General features: G+C 61.3%; 22 protein-coding genes. 6 read left to right on the top strand and 16 right to left on the bottom strand.

The features are described from left to right. Position 1: 1 nt before the first annotated feature. Both IB262_RS23915 and IB262_RS36010 read left to right on the top strand, forming a co-directional pair. Entirely contained in the window at positions 2-1,003 is a 1,002-nt protein-coding gene (locus tag IB262_RS23915) for a transketolase C-terminal domain-containing protein (RefSeq protein WP_090298606.1), read from the top strand. Continuing rightward, positions 1,003-2,121, top strand: coding sequence for a RuBisCO large subunit C-terminal-like domain-containing protein (locus tag IB262_RS36010; RefSeq protein ID WP_192493889.1), 1,119 nt, complete (start codon positions 1,003-1,005; stop codon positions 2,119-2,121). The genes IB262_RS23915 and IB262_RS36010 overlap by 1 nt, the downstream gene beginning before the upstream one ends. 353 nt (positions 2,122-2,474) lie before the next feature. Here the strand turns inward: IB262_RS36010 and IB262_RS23905 are convergent, their stop codons facing one another. The 6 genes from IB262_RS23905 to IB262_RS23880 form a co-directional block, all read right to left on the bottom strand. Beyond that, positions 2,475-2,777 carry an alkylphosphonate utilization protein gene (locus tag IB262_RS23905; protein WP_034796466.1) on the bottom strand — a complete coding sequence of 101 codons (303 nt, stop codon included), beginning with the start codon at positions 2,775-2,777 and terminating at the stop codon, positions 2,475-2,477. A 397-nt stretch (positions 2,778-3,174) separates the two neighbouring features. Beyond that, positions 3,175-5,082 carry a diguanylate cyclase gene (locus tag IB262_RS23900; protein ID WP_246713260.1) on the bottom strand — a complete coding sequence of 636 codons (1,908 nt, stop codon included), beginning with the start codon at positions 5,080-5,082 and terminating at the stop codon, positions 3,175-3,177. Positions 5,083-5,184: 102 nt separating this feature from the next. Beyond that, positions 5,185-5,361 carry a hypothetical protein gene (locus IB262_RS23895; protein WP_167550733.1) on the bottom strand — a complete coding sequence of 59 codons (177 nt, stop codon included), beginning with the start codon at positions 5,359-5,361 and terminating at the stop codon, positions 5,185-5,187. A gap of 787 nt (positions 5,362-6,148) precedes the next feature. Then, entirely contained in the window at positions 6,149-6,955 is an 807-nt protein-coding gene (locus IB262_RS23890; protein WP_192493888.1) for an aspartate dehydrogenase, read from the bottom strand. A 29-nt stretch (positions 6,956-6,984) separates the two neighbouring features. Beyond that, positions 6,985-7,527, bottom strand: coding sequence for a 3-hydroxyanthranilate 3,4-dioxygenase (locus IB262_RS23885; protein WP_060530138.1), 543 nt, complete (start codon positions 7,525-7,527; stop codon positions 6,985-6,987). Positions 7,528-7,548: 21 nt separating this feature from the next. Further along, the gene (locus IB262_RS23880) at positions 7,549-8,505 is read right to left on the bottom strand and encodes a dihydrodipicolinate synthase family protein (protein ID WP_192493887.1); all 957 of its coding nucleotides are present in this window, start codon (positions 8,503-8,505) and stop codon (positions 7,549-7,551) included. Positions 8,506-8,646: 141 nt separating this feature from the next. On the opposite strand from IB262_RS23880, the gene IB262_RS23875 reads away from it, so the two are divergent. After that, positions 8,647-9,552, top strand: a complete 906-nt coding sequence (locus IB262_RS23875) for a LysR family transcriptional regulator (protein ID WP_060580828.1) — start codon at positions 8,647-8,649, stop codon at positions 9,550-9,552. 76 nt (positions 9,553-9,628) lie between these two features. Here the strand turns inward: IB262_RS23875 and IB262_RS23870 are convergent, their stop codons facing one another. The 5 genes from IB262_RS23870 to IB262_RS23850 form a co-directional block, all read right to left on the bottom strand. Next, a complete protein-coding gene (locus IB262_RS23870; RefSeq protein ID WP_192493886.1) occupies positions 9,629-11,059 on the bottom strand; it encodes an NAD-dependent succinate-semialdehyde dehydrogenase in 1,431 nt (476 codons plus the stop codon). Positions 11,060-11,259: 200 nt separating this feature from the next. Then, positions 11,260-12,501 carry a kynureninase gene (gene kynU / locus IB262_RS23865; RefSeq protein ID WP_192493885.1) on the bottom strand — a complete coding sequence of 414 codons (1,242 nt, stop codon included), beginning with the start codon at positions 12,499-12,501 and terminating at the stop codon, positions 11,260-11,262. A 12-nt stretch (positions 12,502-12,513) separates the two neighbouring features. Continuing rightward, positions 12,514-13,437 carry an ABC transporter permease gene (locus IB262_RS23860; RefSeq protein WP_060517968.1) on the bottom strand — a complete coding sequence of 308 codons (924 nt, stop codon included), beginning with the start codon at positions 13,435-13,437 and terminating at the stop codon, positions 12,514-12,516. Positions 13,438-13,444: 7 nt separating this feature from the next. Next, on the bottom strand, positions 13,445-14,224 hold the full coding sequence (locus IB262_RS23855; protein ID WP_034796481.1) for an ABC transporter ATP-binding protein: 780 nt from the start codon (positions 14,222-14,224) through the stop codon (positions 13,445-13,447). 139 nt (positions 14,225-14,363) lie between these two features. Then, a complete protein-coding gene (locus tag IB262_RS23850; RefSeq protein WP_112772009.1) occupies positions 14,364-15,350 on the bottom strand; it encodes an ABC transporter substrate-binding protein in 987 nt (328 codons plus the stop codon). A 165-nt stretch (positions 15,351-15,515) separates the two neighbouring features. Here IB262_RS23850 and IB262_RS23845 point away from each other — a divergent pair, with 165 nt between their 5' ends. From IB262_RS23845 to IB262_RS23835, 3 genes are all read left to right on the top strand, one after another. Then, on the top strand, positions 15,516-16,301 hold the full coding sequence (locus IB262_RS23845) for a GntR family transcriptional regulator (protein ID WP_192493884.1): 786 nt from the start codon (positions 15,516-15,518) through the stop codon (positions 16,299-16,301). A gap of 235 nt (positions 16,302-16,536) precedes the next feature. After that, the gene (locus tag IB262_RS23840) at positions 16,537-18,273 is read left to right on the top strand and encodes a hypothetical protein (RefSeq protein ID WP_089045147.1); all 1,737 of its coding nucleotides are present in this window, start codon (positions 16,537-16,539) and stop codon (positions 18,271-18,273) included. A 149-nt stretch (positions 18,274-18,422) separates the two neighbouring features. Beyond that, on the top strand, positions 18,423-19,496 hold the full coding sequence (locus tag IB262_RS23835) for a porin (protein WP_112772006.1): 1,074 nt from the start codon (positions 18,423-18,425) through the stop codon (positions 19,494-19,496). Positions 19,497-19,828: 332 nt separating this feature from the next. Here IB262_RS23835 and IB262_RS23830 read toward each other — a convergent pair whose 3' ends face one another. The 5 genes from IB262_RS23830 to IB262_RS23810 all read right to left on the bottom strand — a co-directional run bounded on the left by IB262_RS23830 (position 19,829) and on the right by IB262_RS23810 (position 25,634). Beyond that, positions 19,829-21,718, bottom strand: coding sequence for a sugar phosphate isomerase/epimerase and 4-hydroxyphenylpyruvate domain-containing protein (locus tag IB262_RS23830; RefSeq protein ID WP_192493883.1), 1,890 nt, complete (start codon positions 21,716-21,718; stop codon positions 19,829-19,831). A 29-nt stretch (positions 21,719-21,747) separates the two neighbouring features. Then, positions 21,748-22,608, bottom strand: a complete 861-nt coding sequence (locus tag IB262_RS23825) for a shikimate dehydrogenase (protein WP_192372051.1) — start codon at positions 22,606-22,608, stop codon at positions 21,748-21,750. A gap of 91 nt (positions 22,609-22,699) precedes the next feature. Beyond that, on the bottom strand, positions 22,700-23,716 hold the full coding sequence (locus tag IB262_RS23820) for a TRAP transporter substrate-binding protein (protein WP_060517977.1): 1,017 nt from the start codon (positions 23,714-23,716) through the stop codon (positions 22,700-22,702). A 63-nt stretch (positions 23,717-23,779) separates the two neighbouring features. Next, the gene (locus tag IB262_RS23815; RefSeq protein ID WP_192493882.1) at positions 23,780-25,060 is read right to left on the bottom strand and encodes a TRAP transporter large permease subunit; all 1,281 of its coding nucleotides are present in this window, start codon (positions 25,058-25,060) and stop codon (positions 23,780-23,782) included. A gap of 10 nt (positions 25,061-25,070) precedes the next feature. Continuing rightward, positions 25,071-25,634, bottom strand: coding sequence for a TRAP transporter small permease (locus IB262_RS23810; RefSeq protein ID WP_089045124.1), 564 nt, complete (start codon positions 25,632-25,634; stop codon positions 25,071-25,073). Between the last annotated feature and the right edge of the window lie 19 nt (positions 25,635-25,653).

Raw genomic sequence — 25,653 nt, 5'->3', positions numbered from 1 at the left:
TATGGTCGAGATCGTCAATCGTCCCTACGCCAAGGCATTCGAAACCTTCGCGACCGCGCGACCCGAAGTCCTCTGCCTTTCCGCCGACCTGACCTCGTCCTGTGAGGTCGACGGCTTCCGCGACCGGCATCCGCAGCAGTTCCTCTCGCTCGGCATGGCCGAGCAGAACATGTTGTCCTTTGCCGGCGGGCTGGCGATGGAAGGCTATCGGCCGTTCATTCACACCTTCTCGGTCTTCCTCTATCGCCGCCCCTATGATCAGTTGATCAACTCCATCGCCTATTCCAATCGCAAGGTGCGACTGATGGGCTTCCTGCCCGGTATCACCACGCCCGGCGGCATCACCCACCAGGCGATCGAGGACATTGCCGTTCTGCGCGCCGTACCAAACATGACGATCCTCGAGACCGGTGATGCGACCGAGGTGGAGACCGTGCTTGAAGTGGCCGACAGCATCGATGGCCCTGTCTATGTACGTGTGCTTCGCGGCGAGGTCCCGCGTCTCTTCTCCACGCCTTTCGCGTTCAACAAGCTGCGGGTTCTGTCCGAGGGCGACGACATTCTCGTCGTTTCCTCAGGCGTCTGCACCGAGGAAGCACTGCGCGCCACCCAACCGCTTCAGGCACGCGGCATCGGCATCACCCATCTGCACGCCTCGACCCTGAAACCCTTCGATCGCGAAGGCCTTTTGAAGGCCGCGCGGGGCAAGAAGGGGATCGTCACGCTGGAAAACCACACCATCGTCGGTGGCCTCGGCTCGCTCGTGGCGGAAATTCTGGCCGAAGAAGGCCTCGGCATTCGCCTGAAGCGGCTGGGCCTCAACGACACCTTCGCCCATGGCGCGTCCAAGCCCTACCTCATGAAGAAGTATGGCCTCGACGCCGGCGCGCTCGTTGGCGCCATCAGCGAATTGGTCGGCAAGCCTCTGGAGATCGGCGAGGACGAATTGACGGAGGTCCGCATCGACCACGTGCATTCGGCGCAGAAGGCGGAGGCGCTCTAGTGGCTCCGCGTTTCACCGTCACCTACTACGTGCGTGCCGCTGACGCCGACGAGGCTAAGGCGCGAGCGCTGGATATCGCTCTGGAGCAGACCGTCGAAATTCCGCGCAGCGCCGTTCCCAAGGGCTACGTCGAGGATGAAATCCTCGGCAAGCTGGAAGACCTGAAGCCGGATCCGGTCGGCCGGCCGGGCTTTCTGGCCTCGATCTCCTATTCCGACGACGATGTTGGCGGCGACTTTCTGCAGCTCTTGAACGTCATCTTCGGCAACAGCTCCATCAAGCCCGGCCTGAAGGTCGAGGATATCGGTCTTTCGCCGGGTATCCTTGGGCTTTGCACAGGACCCCGCCACGGCATTGCCGGGCTTCGCGCCCGCGCCGGCGTGGGCGAAAGCCCTCTTTTGATGTCGGCGATCAAGCCCGTCGGGCTTTCGACATCCGAACTTGCGAGCCGCGCCCATGATTTCGCGCTTGGCGGCATGCACTTCGTCAAGGACGACCATGGTCTCGTCGATCAGGTGACGTCGCCTTTTAATGAACGCCTGAAGGCCTGCATCGAGGCCGTCGGCGAGGCCAATGCCAAAACCGGCGGCAGGACAAGCTTCGTGCCGAATGTCACCGGGCCGGCTTTGGCCGTGCTTGACCGGGCGAAGGAAGCGCAGGCCGCCGGTGCGGGCGCCGTGATGCTGGCCCCGGCATTGACCGGCTATGATGTCGTGCGCACACTTGCGGCCGATCCCGATTTCACCTTGCCGATCGTTTCGCACCCGGCCTTCTCCGGCGCAAATGTGGTTTCTGCCGATTGCGGCTTCTCGCACCGTTCGTTCTTCGGCACGCTGCATCGCCTGATGGGCGCGGATGCGGTGATCTACCCGAACTTCGGAGGCCGCTTCGGTTTCACGCGAGAGGAATGCCTGTCGATTGCTCGGGCCTGCGCGGCCGACATGAGGGGGCCGAAGGCGATCGTCGCTGCACCCGGTGGCGGCATGACCTTCGAGCGCGTTCCCGAGATGCGTGAGGCCTACGGCAACGACGTCATGTATCTGATCGGCGGCGCCCTGCTTCAGCAACCGAACCTCGTGGAGGCCTGCCGCCGCCTGGTCGCCGCGGTCCATAGCTAGACGCACTCGCCATGGGTCGAGCCGGAAGGGTCGAGCCGGGATGGTGCAGCCCTCGTATTCCCGTAGGCGAAAGGGCGGCCCTCCCGTTGCGCGGCAAGAGAAGCAGCTAGCGGATGGCCGCAGCCTGCGACCAGGCTGCCATCCAGCGCGACTGCGAGCTCATGGGCCGCAATCCGCTTAGTCGCGCTCCGTTGTCGCTATGCGTTGGAAGTGCGGGTCGGCATTACAACGGCCGAGAACGCCGACCAAACCGCTGGGCTAAGCGGCGACAACTCCTCGGCCCTCAAGCTGAGCGCTTCCGAAGACGTCGGCGCCGCTTCAGGACTGCCGATCACCTGTTACGCTTCGAACGTCTAGCGTTTGCGAACAAACTCAGTGCGTAGAACAAGACCTTTGATCGCCTCATGGCGGCAATCGATTTCTTCAGGATTATCAGTTAGCCGGATCGACTTGATCACCGTTCCCTGCTTCAGCGTTTGCCCGGCACCCTTTACCTTGAGATCCTTGATCAAAACGACTGAGTCGCCATCTGCAAGGACGGTCCCTGACGCATCGCGAACCTCGGCGGCTCTTGCTTTCTCGGCAGCAAGTTCGGAGGCTGGCCGCCACTCACCCGTTACATCGTCGTACACGTAGTCGTCGTTCTGGTCGCTCATGGTCTGCCTTGCATGGTTTTTCGGATCTTGCAGTGGTCGCGGCCGCGATCGCTGCAATAGGGGTGCACCCCTACCTTCTCTGCGGTGCTGACGCAAATGTCACGGCTCGTCCTTCGGTTTTGCTGCGGTCTAAAACGTCGGTCGTCCGCTATAAGGCCGCATTTGCGCCGCGTGGCGGCCGGCATCCGTCGCCGCGCGGAGCGGACCCGCTTGCTTTCGCAGGGCACTGCCTCGTATGCCCGCAGATCGTCTCCGCTTGTCCGGCCGAGCCCGAACATTGAAGCGGCCGTCTTCCGCCGGTTCGGCACTGGGCCGGAACCACTTCGGCCCGAAAGAAAGAGACATGGCCAAGCCCGCAACCAACATCCGCCCCCGTTCATTCAGCACTGTGAGTGCTCTAGTTGGCGAAGGCCTGTTCTTTCACAAAGATTTCCAGATCCGTCTCTGCCTTGATGGTGCTCCGAGTTCGATTTCGGCCCGCGCTCTTTGCTTCGTAGAGGAGCTTGTCGGCCCGTTCATAGAGTTTCTCAAAACCTTCATCGCCGAAGGTATCCGCCACTCCCATGCTGGCGGTTACAGGTCGCTCGAGACCCGGAACGGTACTGGCGACAATTACCGGAATTGCCTGTCGCCGGCGTTCGGCCAGGGTGGCGGCATCATTGCCGCGCAAGAGAAGTACAAATTCTTCACCGCCAAGACGGTATGCCCGCACGTCCGGCCCTGTCTGGAAAGCATTGGCTACAGCTTTGAGCACGGCATCTCCAACGGCATGTCCGTTTACGTCATTGATTGACTTGAAATGATCAAGGTCAATGACCGCCAATGTTGCAAAGCCATCAGCTCGAAGCTGCGCGAACTGTCCCTCAATAGCTCGACGATTGAGCAAGCCCGTCAATGGGTCCGTTTCGGAAAGCCGTTCAAGCAGATCGGCTTCGATGCGTGCGCGATCTCGCTCCCGCTTCATGGTCACGAAGCGATCAGCTACGCCGAGCGTGGTGAAGAGGGCTTCGAATAGACAGCCAGCATAAAACGCGAGCGTGGCGTCGATGCTGTCGAACCAGGGTACGACGCCCGTCACCAGACGGATCAAGCCGACCGCGATCATTGGCGTGTATCCGACTGCCTGAAATTTTGCCGCGCGGCTCCCGCGGCGCAATGCGTCGATCATCGACAGTATGAAAATGATGAGGATCGGTGCAAACGCAGCCGTGTACGCGGTCGATTGTATTGGCCGCGCAACGAACGGGAATGCCGCGTGAAACGCACTCAGGAACAATGCCGATGCCGCACAATAGGGTAGCAGACGCCGTAGTGCAGGATGCATCAGTCCAGGTTCGATGAAGCTGTACGTAAACATCGCTCCTGATGCGACCGTCATCCCGAAGAGCAAGGTGGTCATCCAGCTCAAAGTCATGGCCGGCGGGTCGAAAAATACGACTGACAAACTTGATGAGGTCATAATGGTCATCAGCAACGACAGCGTCAAAGCCGAGTGCCAGAGAACAAAAGGTTCGCGCAGGATCCGATAGAACGCCGCATTGAAGATCAGAAGCATGGCGAGCATGCCAGCTAGGCCTGCGACGAACGTCAGGAGTTGCATATCGTCGATGCTATCGACTGCGACATCCACTGGTGCCAGATATGCTCGCTCCAGTGTCATCCGATGGCTGGGCAAATCGATTGCGACGACGACTTGCCGCGTCGCATCTGTCACTACAGGCAGGGGAGCCTTGAAATACCCACCGGCCATTGAGCTGGGCAACGCTGCTGCAGAAACGGAGGCTTGCCGCACCGCGCCGTCCTGGTCGATTGCAAGGAGATGCACCGCCTCAAGTGCGCTCCGCCTGGAGAGAAAGTATCGAGGAGGGCTATCGCCCGGCCTGAGATCGAAGCGAAGCAGCACTCGTTCGGAATCAATCGAGAATTTCCGGTCATCACAGGACCACCGCTCGGCTGCCAAAGCTATGGTGATCACGTTCTCTGAGATGCGGCCGGATGCCCAGCAGGAATTGCGAATGTTGCTGGAATCACCAGCGTGGGTCGATCCAACGCCCAGGTGCGTCAGCATCAACAAAAGCAGAAATACTGCCAAAGCACGACTTCGAAACCCACCCCCAAGCATAGGGCTTCGATACAGCCAGAAGCTTTCGATACCATTAAGCGCCGCAAAAACGCGCCTGTTATCGGCTCGGCGAAAGGCGCCGACCTTGCTATAGCGCCTGAACGCGAACCGCGGCCCGCTCACACTTCCTGTCTTCAATTCTGGCGCAAGGCGCTGGACGACGACAAGCGGGCAATCATCCATGCGGCCGCTCCAGAAGAGCGCGCGACCGCCTCTCTTCATGAACTGTAACCGGACACGACGGATGTTTGAGATGGCTCTTTGAGGGTTTGCGCCGATCGCGCGCTAGAGCCGGTCGCCGCTTTCGATGGCGGCCGGTGCCTCTACTGGGTTCTCGGATGCCACGTGCTCTTCGGCAACGCTCAAATCCAGTTTCCCCCAGATCGATAGTTTTTCGCCGTTGGGTTTAAGCTTTCGGGATTGCTTGATCTCAACGATAAACGGCTTTGTCTGCTGACGCATCTTTCCTCCAGGCGACGAATCGCAGAGCAACTCTATCGCAACGCATTCGTCTCGCAAGCGGACCTTGCCCGAAGGTCGTGCGAGAAACGGGCGTGTTTTCACTGTGGCTGTGGCAGTGTGCTGCAGCGCGCTGCGTCCATTCGGGTAGGGGCGCGATTGCGCGGATCGCCACTGTCAGATCTCCTCCCTTCGGCCGTTGCTCCATGTGCGGGCTCGATGAGGCAGGTCTGACCGTAGAACGGCTGCGCCTCGCTCTTGTTCCCGAAACGGGCTTCACAAAGGCAGGCATCGAGCCAGTCGCAGGCTTACGTCGCTCGCCGGCCATCGTTACTTCCTCTGCGGCATCAACCTGCGCTCTAGGCGTTTTGCCGGGGTTCGAACTTCGCGATGACCATCTCGCTCTCCTTCGAGACGAGCCTGGCGGGCAAGAAGCTGATCCAGCCTTCGTTCGGCAGTAGGCACATTGGCGCGCATCACTGTATCGCGGAGCTTTCGCGCAATGCGATTCTGTCCCGCTTATCCCCCGTTGACAGCAGGAAAAACCACCTCCTACCTCTCCTGGATCGGCCGACGGCTTGCTAGGAAGAGCGTGAAAGCCCGCCGTCGGAGCGACAGACGCCCCGCAACGTCTGGGCGTTCAAGCACCAGCACACGCGTGATGCTTTTCACCGACAATGTCAAAGGTGGTTTCGATAGAGCCAACGGATAAAGCGGCGCATGCGGTTGCCGGCAGCACAAAGATCTGCCCGGAACGGCAATGGCCGAGCAGTCGAGCGGCAGCTACCGACTAAAGGACAAGCGCGCTTGTCCTGTTCTCGATCAGGCGAACGAGGTTCAGTGCCGTCATCTCCGAGGATTTCGGATTGGCTGCGAGCGGGCGGTTCTGAAGGCGGATTTCGAGTGTGCCGAAGGCGCCGCGGGCGATAATGCTGTGCGTGTTTTCCACTGCTTTGGGATCGGCGACGAGCTGCACACGCGTATGTTCCATACCGATGCCGGCAAGGGAGATGGTCGCCGCCACATTGGCATTTTGCGGAAAGGCCGTCGCCGCCTCAGCGGCCGATCCTGCAAAGAAAGCTTCCGCTTCCTGAAGTTCGCCTAGGCGACAGCACTCTTCGGCGGGCGTCCCAAACCAGGCCCTCGCGGGCTTGGTGATGATGTGCTCCACGCTGTCCAGACCCAACCGTGAGGCCGCCGAGAGCGCATCGATGCCGCCGAGCGCGCCCGGCGGTATGATAAGCTTGCAACCGTTCCGCCGCGCAAGTTCCACGAGTTCGTCGAGCACGGTGGCATCCACCAGGGCCGAGGTCGAGGACACCGCGAAATCCATCCCCGCCGCCAATGCCGCCCGGGCGAAGGGCTGGACGCTTTCGCGGCTCGCCGCCTCGACGACCAACGTCGCGCCGGTCGCCGTCAGCGCTTCTGGACCGGCAACATGAACCGTCCCGTCCGGCATGGTCGCTTCGATTTCCCTGGGATCGCGCACGGCGATCCCGACAATCCGGGCGTTCGCGCCCCGCGCCTTAAGAAGTGCTGCCACCCGCTGTCCGATGGCGCCCCAGCCCACGAGGCAGATGGCTTCGACTTTCGACATGACGATCCTTTGCTGGTCTGCTGCCGGGTTCAGAGCGTCACCCAGCCCTCGGGCGGGGTCTTGCCGGGGTGCACGGTTCCGCATTTCGGGCACGTGCGCAGCTTTTCGTCCGCGTAGAAGGCCTGATAGATCGGCGGCAGATCGTCGACGATGGATTCGAGGTCTACCTCCGCGCGGTGCACAAGTTCCGTGCATTCGAAGCAGTACCATTCGACAGCGTCGAGCAGGCCTTCAGGCCGCGTGGGCTCGATCACAAGGCCGATCGATCCCTCCATCGGCCGCTGCGGCGAGTGGCGCACATGCGGCGGCAGCAGGAAGATGTCGCCCTCGCGGATCGGCACGTCGTAGAATTCCTTGCCGTCATAGAGCTTCAGCACCATGTCGCCCTTTAGCTGGTAGAAGAACTCCTCGACGGGATCGTCGTGATAGTCGGTGCGCTTGTTGGGGCCACCGACTATCGTCACCATGAGGTCGGCGTCTTTCCAGATCTGTTGGTTGCCGACCGGCGGCTTCAGCAGGTGCTTGTGCTCGTCGATCCACTTTTGCAGATTGAACGCCTTGAGCTTCGTCATCGATATTCCTCCCTGTCCCGTTCAGCGCAGTTTCAGGCCGCATTCCTCGAAGGCGGCTCTGGTCAGTCTCTTTTCCTCATCCGTCAGCTCCAGCAGTGGCTGGCGGACGGCTCCCCCCACTTGGCCAAGCAGTTCCTGCCAGTACTTCTGGTGCGCATGGGGCTTTTCCGCGGGCTTGGACTTGCGGAAGGCGTCACGCACCCCTTGCAGGCTCGCGCTGACGGCGCGGGCCTCCTCGGCCTTTCCGGCAAAGGCGAGTGCTGTGTACTCGGCCATGCGCCGGTCGGCCTTGGTCTGGAGCGTGTAGGGTGGCGACGAGCAGAGATAAAGCTGCCAACCGAGTTCCAAGACGTTATCCAGCCATTCCTCTTCCGAAGCGGTCGAGACGAGGATGCGGTCGCCGGCGAGCGCCGTCAGCGCCTCGTACATGGCGCGCGGCACCGAATACTTGATCGCCACGACCGTCTCGATGTCGGCAAGCCGGTTGCACAGTTCCGGGCTCATCAGATAGCCGCTGTCGGGATGCGACCACAGCGCCATGCCGATATCCACCTTTGAGGCGATGGCCTCATAGTAGCGCAGCAGCGTTTCGTCCTGCTGCTTGAAGAAATGCAGGATCGGCGCATGCACGACGATGTAGTCTGCGCCGCAGGCCTGCGCATGACGGGCAAGATCGATCACCACATCCATGTTCTGGTCGGAGCAGGACATGATCGTCTGCGCCCGTCCTCCGGCCGCTTCCACCGATAGATCGAACATCCGCTTGCGCTCGTCGACCGACATCGCGAAGAACTCACCCTGCTTGCCGGCAATGAAGAGGCCGTCGATACCGAGATCGGCAATCCAATGCTCGACATTGCGGCGGTAGCCCTCTTCGTCGATGGCGCCATCGGCCGTAAACGGCGTGTTCGCCGCCGCCCAGATGCCGCGCATCGTGGCACGGGAATGGGCCTTTGCATCTTTACGCTGGTATTTCATGACGCTCCCTGTCGCATGTCCGTCCGGTGGCGCGTGAAGCAACCGCTCCGGTCTCTCTCGGCGCATTTAGCGCAGGATTTTTTTATTCATTAAGACACATAGTCTGTATATATTCATGCCGAAATCAGTATGGATCCCGCGATGCTCAATCTCCGTCAGATCAAGTGTTTTCAGGCCGTGGTCGAACTCGGCAACTTCTCCCGCGCCGCCGAACGCTTGCGCACCAGCCAGGCCGGCATCTCGCATGCGATCCGCGACCTCGAGGCGCTGCTCGGCGCGCGGCTCTTCGACCGCACGACCCGACGCGTCGAACTGACCGAGGCCGGTCGGGTCTTTGCGGCGGCCGCGCTGCCCGGCCTTGCGGAAATCGAGCGCGCCGTCGATGCCGTGCACGATCTCGGGCAACTGAGAACGGGCCTGGTGCGCATCGCCGCCCCGCCCTTCCTTGGCGCAACCGTGCTGCCGCGCCTGCTGCAGGAAGTCGCTCAAAGCCATCCGAACCTCAAACTCAGGATCGAGGACGTCGTGACGGACATGATCGCGCCCCGGGTGCGCAGTGGCCTCTGCGACCTCGGCGTCGGCACCTTTGCCAGCGACGAGGACGGCCTTGAGATCCAACGCGTGCTGCGCGACCAGCTGATGGTTTTTGCGCCCGAGGGCCACGCCATCTGCACGAAGGCCGAAGTGGCCTGGTCCGCGCTTTCCGACCAGCCGATCATCACGCTGACGCGCGAAAGCAATATCCGTCTTCTGACCGAGGTCGGCTTCGAAAGCGCCGGCGTGCCACTGCGCCCTTCTCTCGAAGTGCACCAGATCAACACGGCCCTTTCGCTCGTCGAGCGGGAGGCGGGGGTTGCCATCCTGCCGACCTATGCCTTTACCGGCCTCAACGGTCGGAAGATCTCAGCCCGCCCGTTGGTCGAGCCGTCGATTGCCCGCGATGTCTCTGTCATCACGGCGCGCGAACGCACGCCCTCCCCCGCGACGCTCGCGGTGCGCACACTGCTGCGCAAGGTGCTGCGCGACATGGTCCCGGTTGTCGGCTGATGGAACGCAAGAAGGCCGAAACCACCCAGACAGCGGTGTCGGCCTGATCATCCATTCATTGCGGCGCGCGATGCCGTCAGGCGGTGCGCAGCGAGACGTTCTTGACGACGGTGTAGTGATGCAGGCCCTCCGCGCCACCCTCGCGGCCAAGGCCGCTTTCCTTGACGCCACCGAACGGCGTTTCGGCGACGGAGGCCTCGAGCGTGTTGATCGAAAGATTGCCGGCCTCGATGCCCTGCATCAGGCGGTCGATGTTGGCGGCCGAGTTGGTGAAGCCATAGGCGGCAAGACCAAACGGAAGCGCATTCGCTTTCGTAAGCGCTTCGTCGATCGAGGCAACCGGATTGATCAGCGCGAGCGGGCCGAAGGGCTCTTCGCTGAGCGCGCGGGCATCATCCGGCAGATCGGCAATCGCGGTCGGCGCGAAGAAGTAGCCCTTGCCGTCCAGACGTCCGCCGCCGCACAGGATGCGGGCGCCCTTTGCGCGCGCATCGTCGACAAGCTCCTGGAGGGCAGCGATGCGGCGATCGTTGGCCACCGGGCCCATCTGCGTCCCTGCGTCGAGGCCGTCACCGACCTTGATCGAACGCGCCTTCTCCACGAAGGCGTCGGTGAAGCGCCTGTAGAGCGTTTCGTGCACGAAGAAGCGCGTCGGCGAGGTGCAGACCTGGCCGGAATTGCGATACTTGCGGGTGGCGCAGGCAATGCCGGCCGCAACCGGATCGGCATCCTCGCAGACGATGACGGGCGCGTGGCCGCCAAGTTCCATCAGTGCCGGTTTCATCATTTGCGAAGCGAGCGTCGTCAGGTGCTTTCCGACGACGGTCGAGCCGGTGAAGGCGACCATGCGGATCCGGTCCTGAGGGATGAGATAGCGTGAGATTTCGGCGGGGTGGCCGAAGACGAGGTTGAGCACACCGGCAGGAAGGCCTGCATCGTGGAACGCCCGCGCTATGTGCACGACGCCGGTTGGCGTCTCCTCGGACGCCTTCATGATGATGGAGCAGCCGGCCGCAAGTGCGCCGCCGATCTTGCGGGCGGGCTGGCTCATCGGGAAGTTCCAGGGCGAAAACGCCGCGACCGGGCCGATCGGTTCCTGCAGCACGATGTAGCGGATGCCCGGCGCGCTCGGGATAACCCGGCCGTAGAGACGCACGCATTCGCCGGCGTCCCATTCGAAGAATTCGCAACCGCGAATGACCTCGGACCGCGCCTCGGAAAGCGGCTTGCCGTTTTCGAGCGTGATCGAACGCGCGATCTCCTCTGAGCGCTCGCGCATAAGCTGGGCCGCCTTAAGGATGATCGCCGCGCGGGCAGCCGGCGATGTCCGGCTCCAGGCCTGAAAGCCCTGCCAGGCAGCGTCCGTTGCGTCGGCGAGATCCGTCTCGCGGGCGACCGCCACCTTGCCGATGACATCCTCATTGGCGGGGTTGATGACGGCGAGCGTCTCAGAGGTCGCCCTCCATTTGCCGCCGATATAGAGCTGAGCATGCGTATCCTGAGCCATGAGATTGCCTTTTCGCCATTCCTTCAGAGGCTGCGCCTTCCTGTTCCGGTAATGGATGCAATCAGCGGTCTAATATAACAATCCACATAGGTTGAATGAATTGATATCGAGATGTGATAAGTCTCGAGCCAGCCCAAACGAAAAAAAAGCGCCTTCCCGGACAGGGAAAGCGCTTTTCCATTTTTCACAAGCGATCGCGATCAGGTCACTGCGCTACGGACAGCAAAGCGGGCGTCGCGCCAAGCGCCAGTCTCCATCACGTCATGCAGCACGTCCACGGCGTTCCACACATCCTTAAAACTCGTATAGAGCGGTGTGAAACCGAAACGGATGGTGGCCGGGGCGCGGAAGTCACCGATGACGCCCCGCTCGATCAGAGCCTGCATGATTTCATAGGCCCCCTCGTGCTCGAAGGAGACCTGGCTGCCGCGCACCGTGCCGTCCCTTGGACCGACCAGCTTCAGGTCATGCGCGCCGCAACGCGCTTCGACGAGCTTTATGAAGAGGTCGGTGAGTGCGATGCTCTTCCGGCGGATGGCCGTCATGTCCACTTCATCCCAAAGATCGAGCGCGGCCGAAAGCGTGCGCAGCGACAAGATTGGCTGCGTGCCGGAGAGGAAGCGCAAGATGCCCGCGCCGCCGTCGTAATTGCGCTCGAAAGCGAATGGACGGGCGTGGCCCCACCAGCCACTGAGCGGTTGGCTGGCCTTTTCCTGATGGCGCCTGGCAACATAGATAAAGGCTGGCGCACCGGGGCCACCATTCAGATACTTGTAGGTGCAACCGACGGCGAAATCGACGTTGCAGCGATCGAGTTCCACCGGCAGCGCACCGGCCGAATGGCAGAGATCCCAGACGACGAGCGCACCCACATCGTGCGCGCGCTTGGTCAGCGCCGCCATATCGCGCAGAGCGCCGGTCTTGTAGTTGACGTGATTGACGAGCACCACGGCGACGCTCTCGTCGATCAGGCCTTCGATCCGCGGGCCATCGACGCCCTCAAGCCGCAGGACGGTACCGGGCCGCGTCGCAATCACGCCCTCAGCCATGTAAAGATCGGTCGGGAAGCTCTCGCTTTCCGCGACAATGACCTTGCGCTCCGCATTGAGGCCGAGTGCGGCGTGCAGCGCCTTGTAGACATTGGCCGAGGTGTGGTCGGTCACGGCCGTCTGGCCGGGTGCTGCGCCAATGAGGCGGCCGACGCGGTCGCCGAGCGTCAGCGGCAGGGCGAACCAGCCAGCCGTGTTCCAGCTGCGAATGAGGTCGCGGCCCCATTCGAGTTTCGCGGCCTTCTCGATTTCGGCGTAGGAGGCAAAGAGCGCCGCGCCGAGCGAATTGCCGTCGAGATAGGTGACGCCTTCGGGCAAATCAAAGCGCTTCTTGAAGGCCGCGAGCGGGTCGTCGCGATCGAGCGCCTCGACAGCATGGATATCGATGTTCATGGGGCAGTCCTTCTATTCACGGACGGTTTCGCGGGCCGGCATGGGGCCGCGGGCGCGCTTGAGGGTTGGGAGCGCCAGCATGGCGAGCACGAAGAGGCCGGTGGCAAGCTTCAGGTCGGTCGGCGGCATGCCGGCGGCAAGGCAGAGCGAGACAAGCTGGTAGTAGACGATGGCTCCGACGAAGGGTGCCGCAAGCTGGCGCCGGATCGTCTGCTTGCCGACAATGGCTTCGCCGATCATCAGCGCCGCAAGGCCGTTGATCAGCGTACCGATGCCCATGTTGACGTCCGCAAACCCCTGCGACTGCACCATGAGCGCGCCGCTGGTGGCCGAGAAGGCACCGGCTAGACCGACCCCGCCGATGGTGAAGGCCCAGATGCTGATCCCCTGCGCTTCCGCCATATCCGGGTTGGAGCCGACGGCGCGCATGGCCGTTCCGCGTTCGGTCCGGAAATAGAGGTTCAAAAGGCAATAGACGGCAATGCCGAGCAGTCCTGCAACGACGATCTTCGCGACCGGGAAACCCGGCTCGGCAAAGGGTACGCCATCGAAAATGGTTGGCGTGCCGTACACCGAGAGGTTAGACTTGCCCATCAGCCGCAGATTGATCGAGTAGAGCATCGTCATCATCAGAATGCCGGCAAGCAGCGTGTGGATGCGGAAGCGCAGATGCACGAAGGCCGTGCAGCTACCCGCCAGGAAGCCTGCGGCCATCGCAACGAGGATCGCCAGCCAACCGGGTGCGCCACCGGCGAGCGACAGCGCGCAGACGCAGCCGCCGAGCGGGAATGCGCCCTCGCTCGTCAGGTCCGGAAAATTCAGTGTTCGGAATGGCAGCATGATGCCGAGAACGATGAAGGAAAGGATGAGGCTCTGCGCCAGCGTGACCGGGACGAGCGTGATGAAGTTCGAAAATATCGTAGAAACCGTTTCCATGTCCGTCTCAGCTTGCGAGCAGCATCCGGTCGGTCTTCATGCCGAAGTGACCGATGAGTTTCGGGATCGTGACCTCGGCCTTTTCCGCGCCGGTGATCTCGAGCCGGATCTGGCCGGCATCGAGCATCACCACGCTATGGCCGAAATCGACGGCGTGCTGCATGTTGTGCGTCACCATCAGCGTGGTGAGATTGAAGGCTTCGACCGCGCGTACCGTCGCCTGCATGACGATGTCAGCCGTGCGGGGATCGAGGGCTGCGGTATGCTCGTCGAGGAGCAGCAGATCCGGCTGGTCGCACGTCGCCATGATCAGCGAAAGCGATTGCCGCTGGCCGCCTGAAAGCAGTTCGACGCGCGTGTCCAGTCGGTTTTCGAGCCCGAGGTTCAGCGCCGCGAGGCGTTCGCGGTAGCTTGCGAGCCGCCTGGCATTGAGGCCACGGCCAAGGCCAAGTTTCTTGCCGCGCAATTCGGCAAGCAGCATGTTTTCCGCAACCGTCATCGAGGCGGCGGTGCCTTTCATCGGATCCTGGAAGACCCGGGCCACCCGTGTCGCACGTTTGTGCACGGGCAGTGCCGTCACATCGTCGCCGTTGATGAGGATCTTGCCTGAATCGAGCATGAGCGCGCCGGAAATGGCATTGAGCATGCTGCTCTTGCCGGCGCCGTTCGATCCGATGACGATGGCGAAGTTGCCGGTCGGAAGCGTCAGGCTGAGATCGTTGAGGGCGATCTTCTCGTCGGGCTGCCCCTTGTAGAAGACCTTTCGTGCAGATCGGATTTCGAGCATCCGTTCCTCCTCTGAGCAATTCCGTAGAGGCCGCCTCCGCAGCCTTGCTTCCGGAATTCATGTAAATACGAATGGACAGGGCGCGCGCGGCGCGCTCATGGACGGCGGCGTCGTGGCCGCCGCCGTTGCTGGCGTCGGATTACTCGACGATGCAGTTGCAGTCGGCGAGCGAAGCCGGGATCTCGACGCCGAAGGCGGCCATCGCCTTCTTCGAGATCAGTGCCTGGTGGTCCTCATAGGCAGGGAAAACAGGAGCAATGGACTTCGGGTCCTTGCCCTTCAAGACTTCAGCCGCAATCTTGCCGGCATTCTTGCCGACCTGCTCGTAGTTGACGGCAAAGCTTGCCGGCACGAAACCCTCCTGTACGGCAGTATCGACGGCATTGACGACCGGGATGCCCGCCTGGCGCGCGGCCGACGCGACCGCCGCGATCGCCGGCTGGATCATGTTGGAGGTCGGGCCATAGATGACGTCGACCTTACCGGAGAGCGAGGTGATGCGCTGCTGGATGTCGTTGAGGTTGTCGACGCCGACTTCGACGACTTCAAAGCCCTGCTCAGGCGCAATTTTGCGCACAGCTTCGAGCAGCGCGACGTCGTTGGCCTCGCCCGGATTGTAAGGCAGACCGAGCCGCTTGGCGTTCGGCAGGAGCTTCCTGGTGAAGTCGAGCACCGCCGCCATGTCCTGGCTGTCGGTCGCACCGGTGATGCCGTCATCACCGCTTTCGCGGGAAGGCACGAGCTTGGCCGCGACCGGATCGGTCACGGCCGTGAAGATCACCGGGATGCCGGAGCCTGCGAGCGCCTTCTTGGCGATCTGCGAAACCGGGGTGGTGACGGTGTAGACGAGCTTTGGCTGTTCGGCCTGCAGCTTGGCGATCATCTGCGGCACCAGCGAGGCGTCGAAATTGGTGTGGCTCTCCGTGTAGACGACGTCCTTGCCCTCGACGAAGCCGTTTTCGGCGAGCGCCGCCTTGAAGCCGGCGATGGCGGCGTTGAGCGGTGGGTGTTCGCCGAAATTGGCGATGCCGATGCGGATCGGATCGGCAGCCGCCGAACCGATGCCGGCAAGCACCAGACCGGCTGCCATCAGGCCCGTGATGAGTTTCGATTTTGTCGTGGCCATGTGTTCCTCCTCCAGCTGTCGCAGTGACAGCACGAGGGATGAGGAAGCGCAGCCCAACGGCAAAGTCAACGATATAGTATACAATTATAGCAATTGGCGATTATCATATATTATTCTCGCATATATGATCACCGAACATTCGGGCGGTGAATTTTGGAGGTGCCTTTGGTCGACGAGCAGGAAAACAGCACAAAAACAGAGGCCGCCTACAGGATTTTGCGAACCGAGATCCTCATGGCCCGTCTGCAACCGGGGGCGCCGTTGCGGCCCGACCTTCTGAGCAAAACCTATGATGTCGGGCGGACGCCTCTTCGAGAGGCGCTGTCGCGGCTGGAGGCCGAGCGGCTGGTAGTGGCGATCTCCAACCGCGGCTTCACCGTCGCACCCGTGTCGCGCAAGGGGCTGGAGGATCTGACAAAAGCCCGCGCAGTCGTCGAAATCCCTCTATTGCTGGAAGCCATGGAGCGCGGCGGCTCGGAATGGGAATCGGCGATCGTCACGGCGCACTACCGTCTGTCTCGTTGCAAGACGATCGTCGAGGATTCTTCCGACCTTGCCGTGGATACCTGGATGGAACGGCACGAGGCATTTCACGCCGCCCTCTTGAGCGCTGCGCAATCGAGTTGGCTGATGCACTTCCGCTCGACCATCTCCGACCAGCTCCAACGCCACTACCGGTTCCTCGCCTTCGCCCCTGTTCTGCGCGCGGCGCACGGAGAGACGACCGGCTACGCGGAGGCCATGGCCGCGCTGCATAAGGCGCAATCCATCGGTCCGCACACCGAGCTGATGGAGGCCGTACTCGACCGCAACGCCGAACGCGCTCGGATCCTGATGGACGAGCATTTCGGCTATCCGCTCGAAGTCTACGCCGTCGAGGAAGGGGAAGTTGCGTCATCTGCATCCCGCAAACCATCAACACGCCCGGGAACTCATAAGAAATCCGCATGAATTAATGCTGATTAAGGCGATTGTTATGGGGAAAGCGACCCTGTTTCATGGCGCCTAAGCAAACGGAAGCGGCGTGATTTGCGCGGGCATGAGGAGGCCTGCGCGATCAACTGACACGACGAAAGAAGAATTCGGAACGCGACACAGGGGGGTGTTCGCCGCCGAGCTGTCGTTTGCTTGCGCCGCTGCCAGCCTTGGACGCGTCCGTTCACCGATATTCCAGGAGGAGACCAACATGCCGAGAAGGCTGATCATCACGTGCTCAATTTTGTGTCTGGCCGCGGGCACTGCGCTTGCCGCGGGTTGGGAAAAGGAAGTACCGACGGAGATCAACATCCAGGATCCCCACCTCAAGCGCTGGTCGGAACTGACCTACGACAAGCAGCCGCCGGCGCTGACGCCGGGCAAGGACTACGGCATGGATCCGGCGACGGGCAAGTTCAACGCGCCGCGCGCCACAGCACTCGGCGCATCGCCGAACTTCCCCGGCCAGCTCACCCATTGGGACGACAAAACCTACAAGAGCAACGTCGAGGAAATCGCCTTCTACCCGCACATCACGTCGCCCTGGCATGCCTGGCCCGACGTCGCGGATTTTGACGGCAAGCGCTACATGTACCTGCATGACCGCGACTACATGCGCGTGCTCGACATCACCGACCCGGCCAAGGCCAAGGTCGTCTATTCCAAGGGCGGCGTCTGGGGACAGGACGGTTCAAGCGAAGACTGGGACGCCAAGACGGTCCAGGACTATTTCGGCGGTATGACGATTGCCTGGAGTGAAAAGCTCCAGAAAAACGTCGTCGTAGCCTCCTACGAGATCGGCCGCTTCGGCATTCTCGACAACAAGCGCACCCAGCCCGACATCGTCGAGACGCTACGCCACTACAATTCGCTCAAGGGCTTCAAGGTCTACGAGATGAACGGGCCGCTGCCGAGTGACTGGACGCTGATCGCCACCCGCACGACCGACATCAACAACCCGGACGCGCCCATCGGCAAGCAGCAGGGCTCCGGTTCGCTCGACGCACCCGCCTGGTTTGGCGGCAAGTACATGTACCTCTCGTCGGCGCCCGACGACAGCTACGCATTGACCGAGTATCCGGACTACCTGCATTCGCCGGGCTACCAGGCTTGGGACATGACGGACCCGGCCAATCCTCTTTTCGTCAGCCAGGTCACCGTTCCCGGACAGGTCGTCGGCGACAAGGCAAGCGAGGACGCCTACCTGATGAACCCGCGCGCCGGCAACCGCACGTCTTGGATGGGCTCGCGCATGCCGCTGTTCCTGCCGAAGCCGGTGGAAAAAGGTGGCAAGATCGGCTTCGGCGCGATGGGCGGCCTCGGCTTCTACACCTTCGATCTCACCAATCCCGGCACGCCGGAAATGATGGGCCATCTGAGCATTCCGCCAAGCTTTGCCGGTACCGAATTCGACAATGCCGATACCAGCCAGTACGAGCGCACCGGCTATGTCTTTGCCAACGGCTACCCGATGAACTCCAACTGCTACGAGCCCTACAAGGACGTGCTGGTCATCGACGCCAAGGATCCGAAGGACCCGAAGGTCGTCGCCACCTTCCCGCGTCCGACACCCCCGGCAGAGGCCGAATTCACCGACTATTGCCAGCGGCGCGGCAGCTTCGGTCCGAAGCGTTCCGGCACGACCCACCAGCCGGGTCACAGCCGCGACGGCATCCTGCCCTATGCCTTCTACAATGCCGGCCTGCAGATCTTCGACGTCAAGGACCCGAAGGATCCGAAGATCGCCGGCTACTACGTGCCGCGCTTCCCCAAGCCTGAGGAAATGCCCGAATACACCTATGAAAACGCCAGCTTCGCGGTCTTTACCGAATACGACCGCAACATCATCTGGCTGATCAGCATCGACGGCATCCGCGCCCTGAAGACGCCGCTTCTCGGTGAACCGAAAACCGGCCTTGCCGGCGAAGTCTGGCCGCCGCGCGGGTAACCCCCGACTGGCCGGTATCGCAAACGATACCGGCCCTTTTTCCTCTCATTCCATACAGACCCGCTCAGCACCCGCTTGTCCCGCACGCCACGGACGGAGCCGGCGAAGCTTTGCCAATTTTCAAGAACCGACAAGGGAACGAACTCGATATGTACAAACCAACCAGTGCTACGGCACTTCTCCTCCTGAAAGGTGCCGCAGCGGCGCTCTGCCTGATGGCCGCCACCCAAGCGGCAACGGCTGCAGACGCGGAACCGGTCGAATATGTCCGCGTCTGCGATGCCTATGGCAACGGTTTCTTCTATGTTCCGGGCACCGAAACCTGCCTGAAGATCAGCGGCTACCTGCGCCACGAGGTTGCGGCCGGCGACGATGTCTACTGGGGCGGCTCGCTCGATGGCTTGCCCGGCAAGGCGCGGGCGACACTGCGCTTCGACGCTCGCAATGAAACCGAGTTCGGTACGCTGCGCTCCTATCTGGAGACGCGCTTCGAGCACAAGGCATCTGGCGAGCGCATCTACATTTCGGAAGCGCTTATCGAGCTTGCCGGCTTCTCGGTCGGCATCGCCGATTCGCTCTTTGCCAACTGGACCTGGGGTGCCGGCAACGTCATCTACGACGACGTCATTTACTACTCGGGCGACCGCACGATGCAGGCGAGCTATACCCACGACTTCGGCAACGGCTTTTCCGCCATGGTGGGCGCAGAGGAAGGCAATGGCTCCTGGGAACTGGAGGCGGTCGACGCGTCCGGCGTGGCAAGCCGCGAGTGGTTTGACCTACGGGCCGACAGCATTCCCCACCTCCTCGGCGGGGTGAAATACGAAGCGGACCGGATGACGCTTTTCGGCATGGCGGCCTATGACACGCGCTATGATGCCTGGGCCTTCAAGGCGCGCGTCAACCTCGACGTCACCGACGCGTTCTCCCTGTTCGTCATGGCTGCCTACCAATCCGACCCGAGCCGGCCGAATTATTATGGAAGCTGGTACGGCGAATGGGCGATGTGGGGCGGTTTCTCCGCCAAGATCAGCGAGAAGGCGACGATAAACACGCAGATCGACTTCGAAGAGGACGGTACCTGGAACGCGGCGCTCAACGTTGCATACGAGGTCGTGCCGGGCTTCAAGATCACGCCGGAACTCGACTACACCGCTTTTCGCGGGTTTCGCGGACACGAGGACGCCTTCGGTGGTGTCGTGCGCTTCCAAAGAAACTTTTAAGCTTCGCGTTGAGGAACCGGCGGCGACCTTGCTGCCGGTTTTTATCCGGCTGCAGCAACGATGCGGGCTGCCCTTGCCAGAGAAACCTTCGCGCTGTGCAACTCCCTGAACGGAATCGAACCCCGCCACCAGTTGTTTCAAAGCTTACGAGTATCTCACCACTCCAAGATGAGCATTCCAGGCGGCGACTGCTCGCGGCCAGAGTCCGTTCGCACGTGGCTTGACCGGTTGAAGGGTCGTGCGCCAAAGGATTTCAGCATAGGGCATGCCATCGGCCGGGAACCGGGCGCGAACTTTCCCTAGCAACGGAAAGAATTACCATCGCTAGGCTGTCAGCCTTTTGGCAGCCCCTCTGGCCTCAGGTACTTTCGTAGCGCTGCAATGCGAAAAATCGCGTTGGCGGCTCCGTAGCCGCGATAGCCCCGTCTTTCGACGATCTCGAAGAAGAAACCTTCGCCAAAGGTCGGGCTGTAGAGCTGGTAATACTCGCCGTCCTCGTCGCGGTCATAGAGGATGTTTTCGGACTTCAGCCTTTCGACGAGTTGAACGTCGAGACCGAAGCGCGCTTCAACGTCATCGTAGTAGTTCGGCGAAATCGGTAGCGCCTTGAAACCATTGGCGCGCAATGCCTGCGCAGTCGAAAAAATGTCATCGGTGGCAAAGGCCAGATGCTGGACGCCGGAACCGAAGGTTTCGGCGATGAACCGGCCGGCCAGCGTGTTGCGATTTTCCGCGCCGTTCAGTGTCAGGCGCAACGTGCCGGCGTCATTTTCCACGACCTGGCTGCGAACGATGCCTGCTGGATCGACGATGTCGATCATCGGCGTCTTATGAGCATCGAGTAGTGATGTGTAGAAGAGCAGCCAGGTTAGCATTTCCTCATATTTTACGGTCTGAGCGATGTGATCGATGGAGCATAATCCGGCCGCGATGACAGAGCCGCCGTCGCGCACTGGCTCAAACTCGACCTCCCAGATCTTGGAGAGCTCGGATTTGTCGTCCAGAAAATAGATGAGCCCTCCGCCCACTCCGTGGATCGCCGGAACCACGAGCTCGCCTGGACCAACCGGCTGCTCGAATGGTTCTGCCCCAAGCACCCGTGCCCTTTCTACAGTCGCCGCAGCATCATCCACCATGAGGCCGAAGGCATAGGCGGACGTGCCGTGGACGAGATAGGAAGCGCTGGCAAAGCCTTCGCGCTCGGTGTTGACCACCAAATTGATGGCGCCTTGGCGATAGACCACCACTTGTTTCGTCCGATGTTGTGCTGTTTTCGTGAATCCGACTGAAACCAGCAACGCTTCGAGTTCGCCTGCTTCCTCTTCCGAGGCACTGAACTCCACGAACGCTACACCTCTCACGTCGATGCGAGGGGGCATTATGGGGACCGGCAAACGTGTATCCGGTTCGGCGCGCTTGACCTGATCCCCGAGATAAATCAGCGAGCGATATCCATCGACAGCGATCGCACTGGCGTTGCCCCCACGAAATTGGTCGTTGAAGATTTCGAGCGATAGATAACCGTCATATCCAGTTGCCGCCACCGCGCGGGTAAAGTCTGTCAGAGGCAGATCGCCCTCGCCCGGCATGTTGCGGAAATGCCGGCTCCAATACAGCAAATCCATGTCGATCAGTGGGGCATCGGCCAATTGGACGATGAAGATCTTCTCCTTCGGGATGGAGCGGATCGAGTTTATCTCGATCTTGCGCGACAGCGTGTGAAAGCTGTCAAGGATCAGCCCGATACTCGGGTGATCGGCGCGTCGGACGATTTCCCAGGCGTCGCGATGATCGCTGATATGGCGCCCCCAGGCGAGCGCCTCGTAACCGACGCGCAGGCCCCGTTTTGCGGCCCTTTCGCCGAGTTCGGTAAAGTCCGCGACCGCCCTGTCAATGCCACCAACTGAAGCCGGCGAGACATTGGAACAGACAAGGACGAGGTCGGTGCCGAGCTCCTCCATCAAGTCGAACTTGCGCTCGGCACGGTCGAACGTTCGGGCTCTCAACGGCTCCGGCATGCCCTCAAAATCCCGGAACGGCTGAAACAGACTGATCTCCAAACCGAAATCTCGCACCATGCGGCCAACCTGGCGCGGGCTCTCGTCAAAGGCGAGGAAATCGTTCTCGAAGATTTCGACACCGGCAAAGCCCGCCTTGGCGATGGCTCGCAGCTTGTCCCTGAGGTCGCCGCTGAGCGAAACCGTTGCTATCGAGGTCTTCATCACTTGCTCCTCGGTGGAATTTTCGGAAATCAGCCGGTCATTGCCTTGAAATGGGCAAGCATCCGCGTTGTGTCCGGCTCAAGACCTGTGAACAGGCGAAAAGCGCCAACTGCCTGGAATACCGCCATTCCTCCACCGTCGAGCGTGCGGCATCCGCGTCGCCTCGCTTCTGAAAGCAGCGGCGTTTCGAGCGGGAAATAGACGATCTCGGCGACCCAGTGCCGCGGATCGAGAAGTTCGGCGTCAAGCGGCATCCCGGGATAGTTCGCCATGCCGGTCGGCGTGGCGTGAATCAACCCGGATGCCGATCGCATCGCAACAGAAAGGTCCGTACCGGCGGTGATGTCGGCTTCTGGAAACAAGGCGGTCAGCATCGCGGCAAGCAATCGCGCCCGTTCCGGCTCGCGATCGAAAACGATGAGACGCTTCAGGCCAAACGAAAGCGCGGCATAGGCTGTTGCGACGCCCGCACCTCCTGCTCCCAGTTGCACGCCCGAGGAAAGATCTGCATCGGGCAATCCGCGCCTGAAGCCTTCCGCAAAGCCCCACCAATCGGTGTTGTGGCCATATCGTCGCCCTCCCGTGAGCACGACCGTGTTGACGGCACCGAGCCTGTGTGCGTCTGGCGAGAGTTCATCGAGATGAACAATGACGGCCTGCTTGCACGGATGGGTTATGTTGAGGCCGGCAAACCCCTGCCTCTCAGCGTCGGCGAGCAGCCGCGGCAGATCATTTTCCGTCGCACCAATTTCGGAAAGATCAATGAGCTCATAAGCATAGCGGAGTCCCTGAGCTGCACCTTCGGCCATGTGCATGGCGGGCGTCAACGAGGCCTGGATGCCTGCACCGATCAGGCCCGCCTTCAAGGGTCTTACAAGCGTTTCGGACATTGTTTCCGTTTCCATCTTCTGAGCCCGTTGCAAAGGGCAGCCAGCCTGCGGCCCGCCGCGACTTTGCGGGCGGGCCGAAGTATTCGCGCGGTTACTGGCCCCGCGCGGCACCTATCTCCTTGAACAACAACTGCACCGTGTCAGCGCCGATCTCGGCGCTAAACTTCTCGATCACCGGCTTGACGGCGTCGCGCAGCTTCTGCGTCTCCTCGGGACTGAATTCGCTGACCTCCATGCCGGTCTTGCGAATTTCCTCAAGGGCTGCGGTATCCGCCTCGCGCGAGACCTTGCGCTGATAGTCGCGGGCCTCGGTCGCGGCCGCCTGCAGGACGGTCTTTTCCTCGTCGTTCAGGCCATCCCAGAATTTCCTGCTGACGAGCACGATCTGCGGATTGTACTGGTGACGGGTCAGCGTCATGTATTTCTGCACTTCGTAGAATTTGGCATTCAGGATGTTTGCCGCCGGGTTCTCCTGCCCATCAACCGTCCCAGTCTCAAGCGCGGTGTAGAGTTCCGTATAAGGCAGCGGCACGGCATTCGCGCCGAGCGTGTTGAAGAGTTCGATCGGGATCGGAGATTGGATGGTGCGGATCTTCAGACCTTTGATGTCTTCAAGCTTGGTCACTGCATGGCGATTGTTCGTGAGATTGCGGAAGCCGAGTTCCCAGTATCCAAGTCCGACTAGGCCGGTATCGGGCAAAAGCTTGCTGAGGCTCTCGCCAAAGGGGCCATCCATCACCTTGTCCGCCTCCTCGCCACTATTGAAGAGGAAAGGAAGGTCGACGGCACCGAATTGCTTGACGTTGTTGGCAAGAATACCGGCGTTCAACACGGTCATCTCGATAACGCCGCCCTGGAGAGCGGAGACGGTCTGCACGTCACCACCAAGCGTGCCGCCGGGGAACAGCTTCACCTCGATCTTGCCGCCACTCTTTTCATTCACGAGCTCGGCGAACTTCTCCATGCCCGTCACTTGGGGGTGACCCTTGTTGTTGGCTGACGCGAACTTGATGGTCTGGTCGCGTATCTCTGCAAGCGTTGGCGCTGCTGCAAACAAAACGATCGGCAGGGCGACGCCCAGTGCCATTTTTGTCAATCGGTTCAACATGTTATCCTCCCAGATTGAGCCGGTAATCCCGCCGGCCTGTTGAAGCGCAATAAAAAGTTGCCGTCAGTGCCCGAACCAGGAGACCGGTACGGTCACCAGTTCTGGGAACAGGACGAGCAGGAAAAGGACGATCAGTTCGGCAATGAGGAAGGGCCACACGCCCTTCATCAGGTCCTCCATCGTCAGTTTCGAGACGCCGCAGATAACGTTGAGAACGGTGCCCACTGGCGGGGTGATCAGGCCGATCGAATTGTTGATGATAAACAGCACGCCGAAATAGACCGGGTCGATCCCCGCTTGCTTGATGATCGGCATCAGAACCGGCGTCATGACGAGGATCGTCGGCGTCATGTCCATCGCTGTCCCGACGACGACGATCAGGACCATGATTGCGATGAGCAAAAGGGTCTGGTTGTCCATAAGCGGTTCGACCAGCGCGGCAAGCGCACCGGGGACGTCTGCAACCGTAATCAGCCAGGCGGAAACTGCAGCGCAGGCAACCAGGAACATCACCACGGATGTAATTTTCGCGGCCGCTACGAAGACAGGGAAGAGCTGGCCCGGCGTCAGCTCGCGGTAGATGACCATCGAGACGAACAGGGCGTAGACCGCCGCAACAACGCCGGCTTCAGTTGGCGTGAAAACACCAAACTTCAGACCAACGATGATGATCACCGGCAACAGAAGCGCCCAGACACTGTCGAGCAGCGCTCCAAGCCGCACGCGGGCGCTTTGTCTTGGCGGGAGCTCGAACTGCTCCTTGCGAGCGACGATAAGCCAAGTGATGCAAAGGGCCGCGGCGATCATCAAACCCGGGAAAATGCCCGCAAGAAAGAGCTTGGTGATCGAGACGCCGCCAACCACACCATAGAGGATGAAGCCGATCGACGGCGGAATGATAGGCCCGATGATCGATGCAGAGGCAAGCAGCCCTCCGGCGCGCGCCGGGTCATGACCGCTCTTCAGCATCATCGGCAGAAGCAGGGCGCCAAGGGCAGCGGCGTCGGCGACAGCTGAACCAGAGAGGCTGGAAAGAATGCAGGCGGCAAAGATCGCCACGAAGCCGAGGCCGCCGCGGATATGACCGACCATGGCCATCGCCAGGGCGACGATGCGGCGGGAAAGCCCGCCGGTGTTCATGACCTCGCCCGCAAGCAGGAAGAAGGGCACGGCCATCAACGGAAAGCTGTCGGCGCCGTTCAAGACGTTTTGGGCGACGATCTGTGCATCGAAGAGCCCGAGAAAGAGCATCAGGGCGACGCCGCTGATGATCAACGCAAATGCAATCGGCACGCCGAGCGCCATGGGGCCGAGAAGTGCGCCAAGGAAGATGGTGACGGTCATCGGCTCGTCCTCAGCGTTTGACGGGCAGCGGCCCGAGCGTGGCCGTGGGGGGTGGGTCAAGCGCCACTTCGTCTTCGCTGTCGCGCACCAGTTCCGCCGTCGTCACGTCGATGCGTCCGGTCGCGATGGCGAAAGCGTCGGCAAGCAGGATGAGGAATGCGGGTACCCCAAAGGCGAGACCGGCCCCGTAGAAGAAGCCCATGGAAAGCCCAGTCGCAGGCGCGCCGACATGCAGGTTGATGAGCGTCTGCGTCCAGCTGCCGCTGATCATCAGCCAGGTAGCGTAGAGCATCAACACATGGCCAAGAAGCACCGCGACCTTCGCGGCGACCGGCGGCAGTCGTTTGATGAGCGTATCAACGCCGAGATGCCCGTGTTCGCGCAAGGCAACCACGGCGCCAAGAAACGTGAGCCAGACGAAGAAGATGCGTGATAGCTCCTCAGAGACCGTGATGCCCTGATTGAACGCATAGCGCAAAACGACGTTGCCGAAGACGAGGACGACCATGCCGGCAAGCAGCAAGGCAATCGCCACCTTCAGCGCGAAGAAATAGAAATCGATAATGCGGATCATGCGCTCCTCCCAAAGCGGA

Source organism: Ensifer sp. ENS02 (genome assembly GCF_014851885.1).
In the GTDB taxonomy this organism is placed as follows: Bacteria; Pseudomonadota; Alphaproteobacteria; order Rhizobiales; family Rhizobiaceae; genus Ensifer; species Ensifer adhaerens.
Note: the sequence above shows the minus strand (reverse complement) of the source record. Positions and strands in the feature narration are given on the sequence as shown.